Origin of the sequence: uncultured Methanobrevibacter sp. (assembly GCF_947169325.1) — an archaeon.
Classification (GTDB): domain Archaea; phylum Methanobacteriota; class Methanobacteria; order Methanobacteriales; family Methanobacteriaceae; genus Methanocatella.
The window spans coordinates 1-14,909 of the sequence record NZ_CAMVPN010000015.1; the positions used below are offsets into that span (position 1 = coordinate 1).

16 protein-coding genes and 1 tRNA gene are annotated in these 14,909 nt (G+C 39.1%); 13 read left to right on the forward strand and 4 right to left on the reverse strand.

What is annotated here, in order from left to right:
• From Q0W26_RS03640 to Q0W26_RS03670, 7 genes are all read left to right on the forward strand, one after another.
• A partial coding sequence (locus Q0W26_RS03640; protein ID WP_298522523.1) for a coenzyme F420-0:L-glutamate ligase occupies positions 1–518 on the forward strand: 518 nt, incomplete at its 5' end.
• 116 nt (positions 519–634) lie between these two features.
• A complete protein-coding gene (gene tfe, locus Q0W26_RS03645) occupies positions 635–1,153 on the forward strand; it encodes a transcription factor E (RefSeq protein ID WP_298522526.1) in 519 nt (172 codons plus the stop codon).
• A 13-nt stretch (positions 1,154–1,166) separates the two neighbouring features.
• A complete protein-coding gene (locus Q0W26_RS03650; protein WP_298522529.1) occupies positions 1,167–1,658 on the forward strand; it encodes a TIGR00295 family protein in 492 nt (163 codons plus the stop codon).
• Between the two features lies 1 nt (position 1,659).
• The gene (locus tag Q0W26_RS03655) at positions 1,660–2,568 is read left to right on the forward strand and encodes a DUF5591 domain-containing protein (protein WP_298522531.1); all 909 of its coding nucleotides are present in this window, start codon (positions 1,660–1,662) and stop codon (positions 2,566–2,568) included.
• 74 nt (positions 2,569–2,642) lie between these two features.
• Positions 2,643–2,927 carry an iron-sulfur cluster assembly protein gene (locus tag Q0W26_RS03660; protein WP_298522533.1) on the forward strand — a complete coding sequence of 95 codons (285 nt, stop codon included), beginning with the start codon at positions 2,643–2,645 and terminating at the stop codon, positions 2,925–2,927.
• Between the two features lie 102 nt (positions 2,928–3,029).
• A tRNA-Ile gene (locus tag Q0W26_RS03665) sits at positions 3,030–3,104 on the forward strand.
• Positions 3,105–3,236: 132 nt separating this feature from the next.
• Positions 3,237–3,752 (forward strand): amino acid-binding protein, encoded by a 516-nt coding sequence (locus tag Q0W26_RS03670; RefSeq protein WP_298522535.1) that lies wholly within the window; start codon positions 3,237–3,239, stop codon positions 3,750–3,752.
• Here the strand turns inward: Q0W26_RS03670 and Q0W26_RS03675 are convergent.
• Complete coding sequence (locus tag Q0W26_RS03675; protein WP_298522536.1) at positions 3,746–4,021, reverse strand: HypC/HybG/HupF family hydrogenase formation chaperone; 276 nt, start codon at positions 4,019–4,021, stop codon at positions 3,746–3,748. The genes Q0W26_RS03670 and Q0W26_RS03675 overlap by 7 nt on opposite strands.
• Positions 4,022–4,100: 79 nt before the next feature.
• On the opposite strand from Q0W26_RS03675, the gene Q0W26_RS03680 reads away from it, so the two are divergent.
• Positions 4,101–5,402, forward strand: coding sequence for an NAD(P)/FAD-dependent oxidoreductase (locus tag Q0W26_RS03680; protein ID WP_298522538.1), 1,302 nt, complete (start codon positions 4,101–4,103; stop codon positions 5,400–5,402).
• 6 nt (positions 5,403–5,408) lie between these two features.
• Here the strand turns inward: Q0W26_RS03680 and Q0W26_RS03685 are convergent, their stop codons facing one another.
• From Q0W26_RS03685 to Q0W26_RS03695, 3 genes are all read right to left on the reverse strand, one after another.
• Positions 5,409–6,458, reverse strand: a complete 1,050-nt coding sequence (locus tag Q0W26_RS03685; protein ID WP_298522541.1) for a glycosyltransferase — start codon at positions 6,456–6,458, stop codon at positions 5,409–5,411.
• A gap of 4 nt (positions 6,459–6,462) precedes the next feature.
• The gene (locus Q0W26_RS03690; protein WP_298522543.1) at positions 6,463–7,419 is read right to left on the reverse strand and encodes a cell wall biosynthesis protein; all 957 of its coding nucleotides are present in this window, start codon (positions 7,417–7,419) and stop codon (positions 6,463–6,465) included.
• A 64-nt stretch (positions 7,420–7,483) separates the two neighbouring features.
• The gene (locus Q0W26_RS03695) at positions 7,484–8,545 is read right to left on the reverse strand and encodes an mRNA surveillance protein pelota (RefSeq protein ID WP_298522545.1); all 1,062 of its coding nucleotides are present in this window, start codon (positions 8,543–8,545) and stop codon (positions 7,484–7,486) included.
• Between the two features lie 189 nt (positions 8,546–8,734).
• Here Q0W26_RS03695 and Q0W26_RS03700 point away from each other — a divergent pair, with 189 nt between their 5' ends.
• The 5 genes from Q0W26_RS03700 to Q0W26_RS03720 all read left to right on the forward strand — a co-directional run bounded on the left by Q0W26_RS03700 (position 8,735) and on the right by Q0W26_RS03720 (position 14,908).
• Complete coding sequence (locus tag Q0W26_RS03700) at positions 8,735–9,652, forward strand: hypothetical protein (RefSeq protein WP_298522547.1); 918 nt, start codon at positions 8,735–8,737, stop codon at positions 9,650–9,652.
• Positions 9,653–9,754: 102 nt separating this feature from the next.
• Entirely contained in the window at positions 9,755–10,015 is a 261-nt protein-coding gene (locus tag Q0W26_RS03705; RefSeq protein WP_298522549.1) for a hypothetical protein, read from the forward strand.
• 112 nt (positions 10,016–10,127) lie between these two features.
• Positions 10,128–11,429, forward strand: coding sequence for a prephenate dehydrogenase (locus Q0W26_RS03710; RefSeq protein WP_298522551.1), 1,302 nt, complete (start codon positions 10,128–10,130; stop codon positions 11,427–11,429).
• Between the two features lie 315 nt (positions 11,430–11,744).
• Positions 11,745–13,937 (forward strand): CDC48 family AAA ATPase, encoded by a 2,193-nt coding sequence (locus Q0W26_RS03715; protein ID WP_298522553.1) that lies wholly within the window; start codon positions 11,745–11,747, stop codon positions 13,935–13,937.
• 137 nt (positions 13,938–14,074) lie between these two features.
• Positions 14,075–14,908, forward strand: coding sequence for a methanogenesis marker 8 protein (locus Q0W26_RS03720; RefSeq protein WP_298522555.1), 834 nt, complete (start codon positions 14,075–14,077; stop codon positions 14,906–14,908).
• Position 14,909 lies beyond the last annotated feature (1 nt).

The window sequence follows — 14,909 nt, forward strand, 5'->3', positions numbered from 1 at the left end:
CACATAAGCAGGTTGTCCTCGAGTTGTATGGCCTTAAGCATGCGCTTAAACCTGCTTCTGAGGCAGGAATAGATTTGAGCAATTCTCCAGGAACATTTGTATCGCTGCTTCCGGAAAACCCTGAAAAGGTCGCAAAGGAAATAAAGAAAGAGATTGGAAAGGAAGTCTGCGTGATGATTATTGACACTGACGCAACATACATGAAAAACGGCAAGTATTTCACCGGCCTTCCGATTGCCCTAGACGGCATCGATGCTGACAACGGATTTTTCGGATACTTCAAGGGACAGCTTTCAGAAAACATGGGTTCAACACCTCTTGGCTGCAGTGAAAAAATAGACGTTGAAACGGCCTTGAAAATAGCCAACATTGCTGAAGACTATCAGAAATCCCTTTCAACAGAAATGAAAACAATACATAGCGTGAAAGAGGTTCTTGGAACTGAATTTGATGAAGTCACTGTTGAGGCGCTCGATTCGATTACACACACCCCTGCCGTAATCATAAGAAGAAGATAGTTATGTTTTTATAATACTAAAAACAAAACTAAACATTAATTTTTATGTTATTTTTAATTTTATTTTTCATGAAAAAATATGATGCATAAACCATTAAAAATCCCAGGGGAAATTAAATGATAAACGATCCATTAGTAAAGACATTATTAACCAACGTTGTTGAAGATGAAAGTAATTTGCCTATTGTTGAAGCATTAATCGACGGTGTGGAAACTGACGAGGAAATTGCCAATAAGACTGGAATCAAATTAAATATTGTCAGGAAAATACTTTACAAACTTTACGATTTAGGATTGGCCAGTTATAAAAGAAGCAAAGACCCTGAGACCCAATGGTTTACATATTCATGGAAATTTGAAAAGGAAGAAGTCATAAATCACATCAAAAAAGATTCCGAACAGTACCTTCAGATGCTCAATGAGGAACTGGAACGTGAAGAAAACAATATGTTTTTCATTTGCCCTCAAGGCCACGTAAGACTTGATTTTGACGATGCATCCGATTATGAATTCCTATGCCCAGTATGCATGGAAGAATTGGAATTCCAGGATAACGCAGAAAATATCAAACAAATCAAAGAAGATTTGAAAATGGTTGAAAGTAATTTTAATTCCTTTAACAAGAAAAACAAATAACTGCAAGATAAAAATGGAAATAGAATTGCTTAGAGAGGAAAACACTCCGGAAAACGTTATCGAACATTCCAAGGCAGTTTGCAGAAAAGCTATGGAAATAGCAGCTAATTTTGATAATGCAGATACTGATTTAATCCGCAAAGGCGCCCTTCTGCATGACATCGGAAGATCCAGAACCCACGGCATCACACATGCAATTGAAGGAGTTAAAATAGCTGAAGCGCACGGCTACACCCAGGATGTCCTCAACATCATTGAAAGACATATAGGTGCAGGGATTACCGCTGAGGAGGCCGTCAAGCTGGGGCTTCCGGAAAAATCCTACATTCCGGAAACGCTTGAGGAAAAAATTGTGGCTCATGCGGACAATTTAATCAGCGGCAGCGATGAAGTCGACATCGATTTTGTGATTGAAAAGTGGAAACGCAGAATCGACGAGCCAGACGATAACATTAAACGTTTAATAGAATTGAATAATGAACTGATTGAAGTTTTTGAGGAATAGTATGCAAGTAATATGTTCAAGTGAAGAATCTTTGTGGCGTCCTGAAGCTGTCAGGTGGAGACAGAGAATGGAAATGATGAAACCTTTAGGAGAAACCGTTGTTTTATTGCCATGCAGTATGAAGAAGCCTTATTCCAATTCAAAATCCCATCAGAAATTCAGAAAGCTGACAAGGTCCTATCAGGAGCTTATAGTCACATCACCTTTTGGAATCTGTCCTAGGGAACTTGAAAACACATTTCCAATCCAGTCATATGACACCAGCACTACAGGCGTGTGGTCTGAAGATGAAATTGAAGTGACAGGAAAGCTTATTGAGAAATATACAAAAGGAAAACAGGTTGTGGCAAATCTTGCCGGAGGATATCTGCAGTCTGCAGAAGCATATTTAGATGATTTCATTAATGTATGTGTCGACGACAGGCCAACTTCACCTGATTCCCTTTATAACTTAAGGATGGAACTTAAAAATCATCAGAGAGTGAACCGCAGGGAAAAGACACTCCATGAGCTAAGGTCAATTGCTAAATACCAGTTCGGCGAAAACGGAGATGGATTCATTCCAGACAATGTCAAAACCAAAGGAATGTATCACAAAAGGATATTGTCCGATGGAGTTCAGCTTGCATTGCTGAACAAGGATTACGGAATGTACAGGTTGAATCTTGCTGGCGGAGAAATCCTGAAGGATTTGGGAATCAATATCGTCAATGTTGATTTTGACCTTACAACAAATACCGTTTTTGCACCGGGAATCGTTGAAGCAGACCACAATATCATTCCAAACGACGAAGTGGTTGTCGTTAAGGACGATACTGTCGTTGGAGTTGGAAAGGCTGTGATGACCGGTCATGAAATGGAAGAATGTGATAATGGTATTGGCGTGAAAATTAAACACCGATTAAAATAATTTGGTTAAAGCAAACTATTTATATAGGAAATTTAAAATTTATTAATTACAATAAAAATTAGGAGACACTAATTATGTCAGAAGATTTAGTAAATGATATTAGAGATGCTGTTTCTGTAATCAATGACCCTCACATGGGCATAAGTATTGTAGAAATGGGTATTGTGCAAAATATTACTGTAGACGGCGATCAAGCTGAAATTATCATTAAACCAACCAACCCTGGTTGTATGAGTATCACCCGTATTGCTGCTGATGCTAAAATCAAAGCAGAAAGCGTTGAAGGTATTGATACTGCAAAAATTATTGTTGAAGGACATGCTATGGCAGACTCCATCAACGAAATGATTAACAGATAAAATTTTAAAAATCTTATATAATTCTATATATGACCGAAAGAGTTATATATAGTAATTAATATAAGTATAAGTGTTGACAGTTAACTGCCGACTTTATTTCATAGGCTAGTGGCACAGCTTGGTTAGCGCGCTCGGCTGATAACCGGGAGGTCATGGGTTCGAATCCCATCTAGCCTACTTCTAACTTATTTTTAAGACATTTTCATTTTACTTGACAACTTTATCTAAAAATTATCGGCTTTTTTTAAATATGAAAATCATTAAATATCATCATCAACATAAAGTTACTTGGATGTACAAAAAGTTGGAATGATGATAAAAATGTGGGAAAGAATCAACGAAAAATTCAAGAAATATCCTGCACGGATAAGAGTTGCAGAGAAGATGATTGAATTGGGCCTCTCCATCAATGAAGACGGGAAAATCTATTGCGGTAATCTCAAAATCAGTGATAAGGCATTGGCTATGGCTGCTGATGTTGACAGAAGAGCAATAAAATCAACAATAGAAATCATAAAAGAGGATGAAGAACTGAACAATTTATTTTCAAACATCATTCCTGCAGGTACACTGCTCAAAAACATCGCCAAAAATCTTGAAATGGGAGTCATTGAAATAGAAGTTGGATCTGAAAGCGAAGGAATACTTGCAGCAACAACAGATTTGATTTCAAAAAAAGGAATCGACATCAGGCAAGCTTATGCCGAAGATACGGAGCTTCAAAAAGATCCAATATTAACAATAATTACTGAAGAACCCGTTAAAGGGGATTTGATAAACGAATTTTTAAAAATAAAAGGAGTGACAAGGGTATCAATCTATTGATTGAAATGTTCCCTTCTTGCTTTTTCCATTTCCATATCCTCTTCTTCGAGAATATCCAAAAGTTCTTCCCAAGCTTCTAAAGATTCTTTAGCAGCTTCATCACTTAATTTTTCAATTGCATAACCTGCATGGATAAGAACGTATTCACCTACTTCCACATCAGGCAAAAGGTCCATTTTGGCTTGCTGTCTTGCTCCGCCAAAATCAACGTATAATAAACAATCCTCTTTATTAATTTCCACTACTTGAGCGGGTGCTGCAATACACATTAATTATCTCTCCAAAATTTTAATATATACATTATTTACTAAATTGATAATATATAAAATTATCTAAACAGGTGTTTTAATGGAAAATATTGTTATCGGTTCAGGCCCTGCAGGAAGATTAGGTTCTCTTGAGCTTGGAAAATTAGGAAAAGAAGTTACTTTAATTGAAAAAAATCATATAGCCGGAACTTGCTTGAATGAAGGTTGCATGGTTATTTGCGCATTGACAGACGTTACAAAATTCATCGATTCCAACAGAAGATTCAATGAACACGGATTCGTCAAAAGCCAGATTGAGGTTTCATATGAAAAGATTGTTGAAAAGATAGTGGAAACTCAGGAAATGCTTCGAAAATTGAATCAGATGGAAAATGAAAGCTTTGGAAACAACATCATCTACGGTGAAGCCAAAATCGACGGTGAAAGCGTTAATGTCAATGGAGAAAGCTTTGAATATGACAATCTGATGATTGCAACCGGTGCACGCCCCTTCATACCTGACATTGAAGGCAGCGAATATGGTCTGACCAACAAAGACATCCTAAAGCTGGACAAGGTTCCTGAAAAGCTAAACATCATAGGTGGTGGAATAATAGCCTGTGAAATAGCCAACATCTATTCCACATTAGGCAGTGAAGTCAATGTCCTTGCAAGAAGCACATTTCTAAAGGAAATTGGCGGAAAAGCCAAAGAATACATATTGGAAACAATAATGCCTGACGTCAATGTCATTGAAAACGTCAATGTCGAAAAGGCATTTAAGGACAATGTCCTCACTGATGACGGCAATGAGCTTGAGGGAGTTCCATTCTTTGCAACCGGAAGGGTTCCTAACAGTGAAATTGCAGAAGGCATTGTTGAGATTAACGATGACAAAACCATTAAAGTCAATGAAATGATGAAAACAAATGTGGATAACATTTATGCAGCAGGCGATGTGACCGGAGGATATCAGCTGACTCCTGTAGCCAGAATGGAGGGCATTACAGCCGCAAGAAACATGGCAGGATTTTCAAATAAGGTACACTACAGCTGCATTCCACAAACATTGAGCCTGAATATGGAAGCGAGCTTTGTCAAAAATGAAAAGTCAGAGTGTGGCGATGAAGACAAGGCAACAATCGGAATACCTGGAATTGCCGGGCCGTCCTCATTCTGGAATATTTTGACCGGAGATACAGGTTATACCGAAGTGGAATTCGACAAGAAAAACAATAAGGTCAACAGAATTAATTCGATATCTCCATCATCTACAAGCGATGTGGCATATCAGGCATATCTGATGAGAATGGGATATGATTTGGATGATTATGGTGACTTTTTAGAAATACATCCATCAACAGATTCAAATTACAAAATAATCAAAAACATGTGGCTATAATTGCCACTATCTTACTTTTTTCAGCATCTTATCTGCCAGAACATCACTGGCTTCAAGGCAAAGTTTTGCATACTTGGCGGTGTTTTCGCTTAATGACTCATAATTGTCAAAGGCAAACTGCACATTTTTCACAACATCATCTACTGAGGATTCGACAATAGCTCCCTTGAACACGCCTGCCATATTCTGGTATCTTCCCCATTTAACATGTGTCAAAGCCACAATCGGAGTGTCTGAAGACAGGGCTTCCTGAAGGGAAACTCCATCATCGGTCAATACTGCCAGATCGGCATACTTGAAGAGATGATTGATCCAGTCGACATAACCGGCATAGATTATGTCTCTTTTATTGATTTCATCAAGATACTCGTCATGCAGAGGAAGGCCAACCAGAACTAGATTGTACTCATCGGTGAAATCGGCAACATGGCAAACGCCGTCAATCATTCCCTTGAATATTGATGAGCCTGAAGAAAATACGATGGTCTTTTTGCTTTCATCAAAATCAGAGTATTCCTTTAATTTTAAAAGACCGATATCTGCATCTCCGTCGCCTGAATCCTGTGCAAGAGGATAATATGACTTGTCAGTGTTTTTAGGAAGAGTTTCCCATTTGAACTTATCCAAATCAGGCAATATGAAGCATTCGTTGAATTTTGGACATACTTTTGAGTCCAGAGGGGTTGAAATCAATGAGAATGCAGGTTTGCGGGCCAGCTTTGCACCGACTGAACCGACAATAGCGCCTCCACCTAAAACTCCAATTACAAAATCGGCTTTGGTTCTTTTAATCAGACTTCTTGCCTTGAATGTTGCTGCAATCAGCTTTAAAGCGGCTTTAGCTGCAGACAGTTTTGTGGCGGCGTGTCCTCCGGCCTGAGGTATTGATATCTTGTGCCAGGAATAGCCGTGCTTTTTAAACAGTATCCCAGGAGCGGATTCGTCGAGTGCTATTTCACATTGGACTCCTTTCTTTTCAAGTGACTTCATCAGATTCAAAGCGATTGATGCGTCTCCGCCCAAACCTCTTCCGGTAACTATCAGCAATGCCTTCACAAAATCACCTTCCAAGCCTTATTTTTGATTTTTGGGAAGGTTCGTATCTTTTCGGATGTGATGCATGAGGGTTATAAAGCAATCTTCTGAAACCCAATTTGATCAATAACGGATTGGTTACAACAATCTGTTTGTCTTCCAAAAACCATTTTCTGAGCAAATCTCCCAGTCCCCCTCCTGTCAGGACGTCCATGAAATAATCTCCGAAAGTCGGGTCAAGCAGCCTCAAGTTTTGCCTGAAGAACACTTTAAGGGTATTTCTTCTGACAAATGCAATCAGGGTTGTGGTTGCAATGAACATGATAATCAAGCCGACCAAACCGCCCATGATATAGAATGATGCTCCCAGTGCAATTGCAAATGTATGGTTTCCGACTTCTCCAAGCATGATTTTTCCAGAAAAGTCCAGAGGAGAGTATCCCAGACAAACCACAAATGTCAATAGGGGAGTGTAAATTGCAGGAAGTTCAGCTACCTCGGCAGAACCTAAAATAAGCATGAAGAGCATTGTCACAACGCACATTATCATGGTGACTATGCATGTTGAGCCTGGCTGCATGTCTGAAATGTTGAGAGGCTGCACCATGAGCGCTATGAATATTGCGGACACTCCCAGACCCTGAATCAGACCTGCAATCATCACCAGTATGATTCCAATGCCTCGGGATAGCTGTCCCCATTCTATTCCGAATGGAGATTTTTTTCTTCCCATCACATCGTCGATAAATGCACAAACACCAATTATTAAAATGAGGCTGTTGAATCCCGGCAGGAAGAAAAAGGACAGAATTATGAACGGAATTAAACCGACAGCCCTTGGAATTCCACCGCGAACATTAGGATATAAATTTCCCAAATAGCCTCTTTTACCCAGGAACCTGAAAATGATGTTTATTACTGCGGTTCCCAGTGCAGAGAAGATAAAAACTAAAATCAATGCTATAATTAATGTCGTATACATATAAACCACGAATTTCTAAAATTTGTTTTACTAATAATTAATTTAATAATTAATGCTATATATATTAAGCTATTTCATACCTTAAAATAGCCGCCATGCCTCCCAGGCTTTCCAGTTGTTTTCCGCCTTCATGTTCACTGCTGATGACCATCACTTCCCCTTTCATGTTTTCAACCATGTCCATCAACTCGCCCATGTTCTCGCTGGCGACCTTTGTGTCCAAAATCAGAAGCTGGCCGACCGCACCCATGTTGATTGCGTTTTTGACTTCCCTTAAACCGTAGGCGATTTTTGAGGAATTCCTGCCAATCTGTTCAAGCAGATTATTGATGGCACCCATTTCAATTGCCACCCTATTCTCAGAGGTCAGCTTTTCAACCGTTCCCTTTTTAAGGACTTCACTTATTCCCACACGGCCTCCGGAGCCAGTACTTTCAATAATGGATATCTTTGCCAAATCCTTGTGCTTTTCCTTGAGATAATCATAAAAATCATTTTTAACAAAGCCAGGGCCTGCAAGAACAATGTTTTGAATGTTATCGAACTTGACGATTGATTCAATTACCTTTTCGTAGAATTTGATGATGTTTTTCTGCCTGTTCTTGTCGACTATCCTTTTTCCGGAAACGCTTCCCTTGATTGGACCGTAATACTCTATTCCGAACTGCCTCATCAATCCCATTGTTGCAGTATCATCTTCAAGAACGACTATGATTGCTGACAATTTCTTGGATGCGTCGATTGCCTGGTTGAGCCTTTTGATTGCCCATTTTGGCCAATGGTCTTTTTTGATTTTGATTGGAGTGTTCAATTTGACCTCCAATGTGTGGTGGGATCCAAGGGGAATCAGATCTTCAGGACCTCTTGTGATGACCCCAGTCAATCTCAATTTTCCAGTGAAGAGATGGAAACTGATGTTTTCAATGTCCAAACCCAAGTAAAACGTTTTCTTGACACCTCTGTCACTTCTCAGCTTGTCTCCAGTGTTATCCTGTATACGGCGTGTTGTCTTGGAAGATGCATTGTCTTCCACCTCAATTATGTGGGACAGATGCCACAAATCGTCCAATGTTTCCGGAACCACTTCTATTATTCCCTCTTTCGTGTCTTGTTTTATGATTTTCATGCTTTCAAAAATATTATATTGTTACTTGTTAATGAAATTAACCCAAAAGTTTTTCATGATGAAAACAAAATTGATTTTATCTTGTTAAATTGATTTTAACTGCTTAAATTTACTTCATTCTTAAAATTAACTTTATATATTGGAGTAATCTAACATTAAAATAACCAAAATTAAAAGAGGTGGAAAAAAATGGATAATGAAGAAGTTTTTGATAATGAACTTGTAGACAAATTCGATGCTGAAGATACCATTTTCAATAATTGCATGGTAGATTTCAGCGAATTTCCGAAATATATCACCCACTACGATGACATCAAAGGCCCATACTCTACAAAGTACATGTCCCCAGCATTTAAAAATTTGAATTTGGACACAGTTTTTGAAAGAACCAATAAGAATCTTGTTGATATCGAACATCACTCCCAATTGAACTCCAATTTGCTGAGGAGGGACTTCAATTACATGACCACAGTACATGAAGCAACAAAAAGGATTTTAGACCCTTTCATTTTCAATACCGGAGAAGTTCCAAAAGAAACTGTTGATTATGCAAACCAAACATCATTCTACAATCCCAAATTCTTCAACACCGTGGAAGAATTGGGAATGGCAAACCTTAATAACCTCCGGTACAAAGTTTCACACAAAGATGAACTGAATCAGAGCGATGCGCTTGATTTGATTTGGTTGATGAAATCAGGCATCGACATGAATCGAGAGGATTTGCTTCTCGAACTGACCGTTGATATTTGGGCTAAAGCCGTGGCCCCAAAATGGATGTTAGACTCCATAAGAAAAAACTTATTAATATGGGCAAAAAAATATTTAGTAAACAAAGAGAAAATAAAAATATTTAAAAAGGCGATTAAAATGGCAAAAATTGAAATCAAAACTTTTGAAGAACAAATGCGAATAGCCGGCATTGCAGGAGAACTAGAAAGAGCCGAAGAAAGAGGAATAGAAAAAGGACGGGAAGAGGCACGTGATACTGAAAAATTCTTCATCACCAAACTCCTGGAAAAAAACACTCCTGAAGAAATATCTGAAGAATACGGCATTTCACTTGAACGCATTCTCAAAATCAAAAATGATAATAACCAACAATAACTATTATCATTTAAAATCCCCCCCCCATCTTCCAAATTAATATGGGCAAAAAAATATTTAATAAACAAAGAAAAAATTAAAATATTTAAAAAGGAGATTAAAATGGCAAAAATTGAAATCAAAACCTTTGAAGAACAAATGCGAATAGCCGGCATTGCAGGAGAACTAGAACGAGCCGAAGAAAGAGGAATAGAAAAAGGACGGAACGGAGGCATAGAAAAAGGACGGGAAGAGGCACGTAATATTGAAAAATTCTTCATCACCAAATTTCTTGAAAAAAACACTCCTGAAGAGATTTCTGAAGAATACGGCATTTCACTTGAACGCATTCTCGAAATCAAAAATGATAATAACCAACAATAACTATTATCATTTAAAATCCATCCCATCCGCCAAACCTTTAATGTTAATGTATTCCAATCCATTGCCCTTCTACTATAACATTATTATATAATTTGAAACAAAAGTAACTTACATGAATGTTGGAATTATTGGAGGTAGTGACGGTTTGGGCAAAACCCTCATCTACTATTTCAGAGATGAATTTAACGTATTTATAACCGGAAGGGATCACAAAAAAGGAAGGGAGGTTGCCAAAGATGCAAAGGTGAATTATATTGAATCAAATGCAGGTTTGGCAAACATCAGCGACATGCTAATAGTCTCCGTTCCAATACAGCACACATCCGACGTCATTCGTGAAGTTGCCCCGTTCATGAAAGAGGGCTCAGTCATGATTGACGTGACCTCCATTAAGGAAAAGCCATCCAAAACCATGGCTGAAGTGTTGCCCGATACAATCGAATACATTCCAACACACCCTATTTTCGGCCCTAGAACCACACAATTGGACAACCAGGTAATCGTCCTGACAGCAGATAAAAAAGGCAAATGGTATGATAAGGTTTACAGATATCTTGAAAGCAAGAACATGAGAATTATTGAAACCACCGCCGAAAAGCACGATTACATGATGAGCATCGTGCAGGTATTGACTCATTTCTCATTCATTTCAACCGCTTCTGCGATTGAAAAGCTGAAAATAGACATATCCGAAACTGAGGATTATGAAAGTCCAATCTATAACCTTATGATAGATTTGATTGCCCGTATCGTTTCACAAAATCCTTATCTGACATATAACATCCAATCCATGAACAGCAATGGTCCGAAGATTAGGAATACCTTTGCAGATGCAGTGCTTGAACTGAGAGATGCCATCAATGATGGGGATGACAAGAAGTTCATGGATATTGCCATAAATGCTACAAAGCATATGGGAGATATCACGAACGCTTTGGGTAGAAGTGACAAGGCAATCAACGGCCTTAACCATGAATACGGCATACTATATGATTCTGTTGGCAGAGAGGTTGGATTGAAGCACATCTACTCCGGAAAGATTCATGTCGGCATTCTTGAAGGCTTGGACGGCAAGACCGCATTTTTAAAAACAGGAAATAAGGTCAAGAATTTAAGGATAGCAAACATTGAAGTCCTAAGCGATGATGAGCTTTACCAGTGGAAACTCGACAATCTTGACAAGAAAACCGAATCAATCAGCTGCGTGTTCTCCAAAATTGTCCATGTCGAAACCATAGAAAAGACTGTCATGAACATTGACAACATAATCGACATAAGACTGACCGATGCATACAACGGCCCTCAGATTGATGATGACTCAATCAGCCTGACATTCGAAGTCACCGCATTATCCAAAGATGACATTGAAAATGTCAAGAAACTATTCACAGGATTTGGTGGAATCATAAGATAATATTGTTCGAGTTAATGCGAACAAATATTAAACTGTCAAAAAGTAATTAAATTCCCAATCAAGTTACAACAACTTGATTATACCTATTTTTTAAAAATCAAAAATAATATTTAAATATATTAACAATTACCTAATCATCACCTTATTTTAATGAAACAAACAGATTTAAATCATTCCTGAAAAATTTTTAAAACCGAAACATTTATATAGTAAAACATACACAGATATGTTTGTCAATAAAGTTACAAAAAGTAACAAAAAGATTGGCCAAAATAATTTTTACAAAATCATAGCCATAAAAAAGGAGATGATAGCATGGCAGAAAATGAAATCACACTAAAAGTTGCAGAAGCAATATCACAAAAAGACGTTGGACAAGGCATCGCAAGACTTGATCCAAATGTAATGGATGATTTAGGAATCAAAGAAAGAGACTTGATTGAAATCATCGGAGATAAAAGAACTGCAGCAATCGCACTTCCTTCACAAACCGACATTGGTCTTGGAGTAATAAGAATAGATGGGTTAGTACGTAAAAACTCCGGAGCAACAATCGGCGGTGAAGTCACAATTAAAAAGACCAAAGCGACCGAAGCCAAAAAGGTTGTTTTGGCACCAATTGAAAATAACATCCGTGTACAGGGCGATGTGCGCGGTTTATTTGCCGGAAAAGTAATGATGCAAGGCGACATCATCGGATCACAAATCCGTGCACCAAGACCAAGCATGGGCTTCAACAGCCTATTCGATGAACTGATGGACTTTACACCTGCAATGAAAGAAATCAAGTTCGCAGTGGTTTCCACAAATCCAAAGGACATCGTCATTGTCGGACGCAACACTGAAGTCCAGCTTCACGAGTCCCCAGTTGACGTGAGCAAAATCGAAGGTGTCGGAAACCTTGTGGACGTAAGCTACGAAGACATCGGAGGTCTTAAAGACGAAGTCAAAAAAGTAAGGGAAATGATTGAAATCCCTCTTAAAAGACCGGAACTCTTTGAAAAATTAGGAATCGCACCTCCAAAAGGAGTGCTGATGCACGGACCACCCGGTACAGGTAAGACATTGCTTGCAAAGGCCGTAGCCAGTGAAAGTGACGCTCACTTCATTGCCATCAACGGGCCGGAAATCATGAGCAAATATGTAGGCGGATCCGAAGAGAACTTAAGGGAATACTTTGAAGAAGCTGAAGAAAACTCTCCTTCAATCATTTTTATAGATGAATTGGATGCAATTGCACCAAAAAGGGAAGAAACCAATGGTGAAGTTGAAAGAAGAACCGTTGCTCAACTTCTGACTTTGATGGATGGGCTCAAATCCCGTGGCCAAGTGGTAGTCATCGGTGCAACCAACAGACCTGATTCACTTGATCCTGCACTCAGAAGACCTGGAAGATTCGACAGGGAAATAGAAATAGGAGTGCCTGACACCGAAGAGAGAAAAGAAGTGCTTGAAATCCACACAAGAAACATGCCTTTAGCAGAGGACGTTGATTTGAATAAAATCGCAACAACTACCCACGGATTCGTTGGAGCAGATCTGGAGTCATTATGTAAGGAAGCAGCGATGAGGGTTGTCAGAAGAATCCTTCCCGAAATCCAGAACGACGAAGAGATTCCAAAAGAAGTTCTTGAAAAAATCGTGGTAACCGGCGAAGACTTCAGGAACGCTCAAAAAGAGATTCAGCCTTCAGCGCTCAGGGAAGTTCTCGTGCAGATTCCAGATGTCAAATGGGATGATGTGGGAGGCCTTGAAGACGTCAAACAGGAACTCAAGGAAGCTGTTGAATGGCCTTTAAAACACCCTGAAACATTCCAACGCCTCGGAATCAGACCTCCAAAAGGAACACTCCTTTACGGAATTCCTGGAACCGGAAAAACCCTGCTTGCAAAAGCTGTGGCTAGTGAAAGTGAAGCGAACTTCATTTCCGTGAAAGGTCCTGAACTTCTATCAAAATGGGTCGGAGAATCCGAAAAAGGCGTTCGTGAAGTGTTCAGAAAAGCCAAACAGGCCGCACCGACAGTGATCTTTTTCGACGAAATAGATGCAATAGCCAGCGCACGTAGCGGAAATGACACTGACAGCGGCGTTACCAAAAGAGTCGTAAACCAATTGCTGACTGAAATGGACGGTTTGGAAGAGCTTCAGGACGTTGCAATCATAGCTGCAACAAACAGACCTGACATTCTTGATGCAGGATTAATGAGACCTGGAAGATTCGACAGACACATCCAAGTCAAGGAACCAGACGAAGAAGCAAGAATCTCCATCTTTGAAGTTCACACCAAAGACATGCCACTGGCAGAAGATGTAAACATCAAAAAACTGGCCAAAAACACTGAAGGATATGTCGGAGCCGACATTGAAGCTGTTTGCAGAGAGGCTGCAATGTTGACTTTAAGAAATGATCTTGAAGCCAGTGAAATTCCAAACAAATACTTCAAAGAAGCAATAGAGAAAGTAAAACCTGGACATGATAAAGAAGAGCAGCTAGTCCAGTACATGTAAGGAAGAAACCCCAATTTCTTCCTTTTTTCCTCCTTTGTTATTATTAACAATTTTCTAACCATATACTGTGGGAAGAACAGACACTTCCCACACAACCTCCAAAACATTAAATACTATTTTTAACAATATTTTCAACTATGAGCAAACATGTCATTGAAGCATTAGGATTAAGCAAAGTAACAGTTGAAAACGGAAAAGTCGTTGACGTTACAAAACCAGAAGTTGATTACTGTCCACTATTCCACAAGTACCAGGGAATTGAAAAGCTCACCAAAGAGGCAATAGCAAAAAACATCCAGTTCAGAATCGATGACTTTGGAATGTGCACCGCAAACAGACAGTTGAGAATGAAGGACTTTTTAAGCTTTGGAATATCTGAAATCCTCTCAACACTTCTTGGCGAAGGCGAAATCGACTGTGCAATCATGGTTTGTGAAGGCTGCGGAACAGTCATAATCACTGAAAGCGAAATGGCACAGGGCGTTGGCGGAAGAGTCTCAGGCCTTGTCGAAACCAGTCCGATACCAGAGCTTTTCGATGAAATCGGAAAGGACAACATTGTCGACACTAAAACCGCTAAAATCGACCAAGTCGAGGGAATAAGATTAGCCCTCAAAAAAGGATATAAAAACATTGCAGTTACAGTAGCACTTGCAAGCGACATTGACGCAATCGAGAAAGTGAAAGAGGAAAATCCTGATGTCAACATTTACGTCTTTGTAGTCCACACATCAAAAAGAAGCCCTGAAGAGGCAAGGAAACTCTTTGACGGGTGTGACGTTGCAACAGGATGCGCATCCAAAAACATACGGGAAATAGGCGAAGAGGAAAGTCTGAAAACAGTTGGCCAATCAATACCAATATTTTCCAAAACAGAATCCGGCAAAAAGTTCATAGAAATGAGATTGGATAAGATTGGTGGTGAAAAGCCTAAAAAGGACAATCCTAAAATACCTGATCCATTAATCTAAT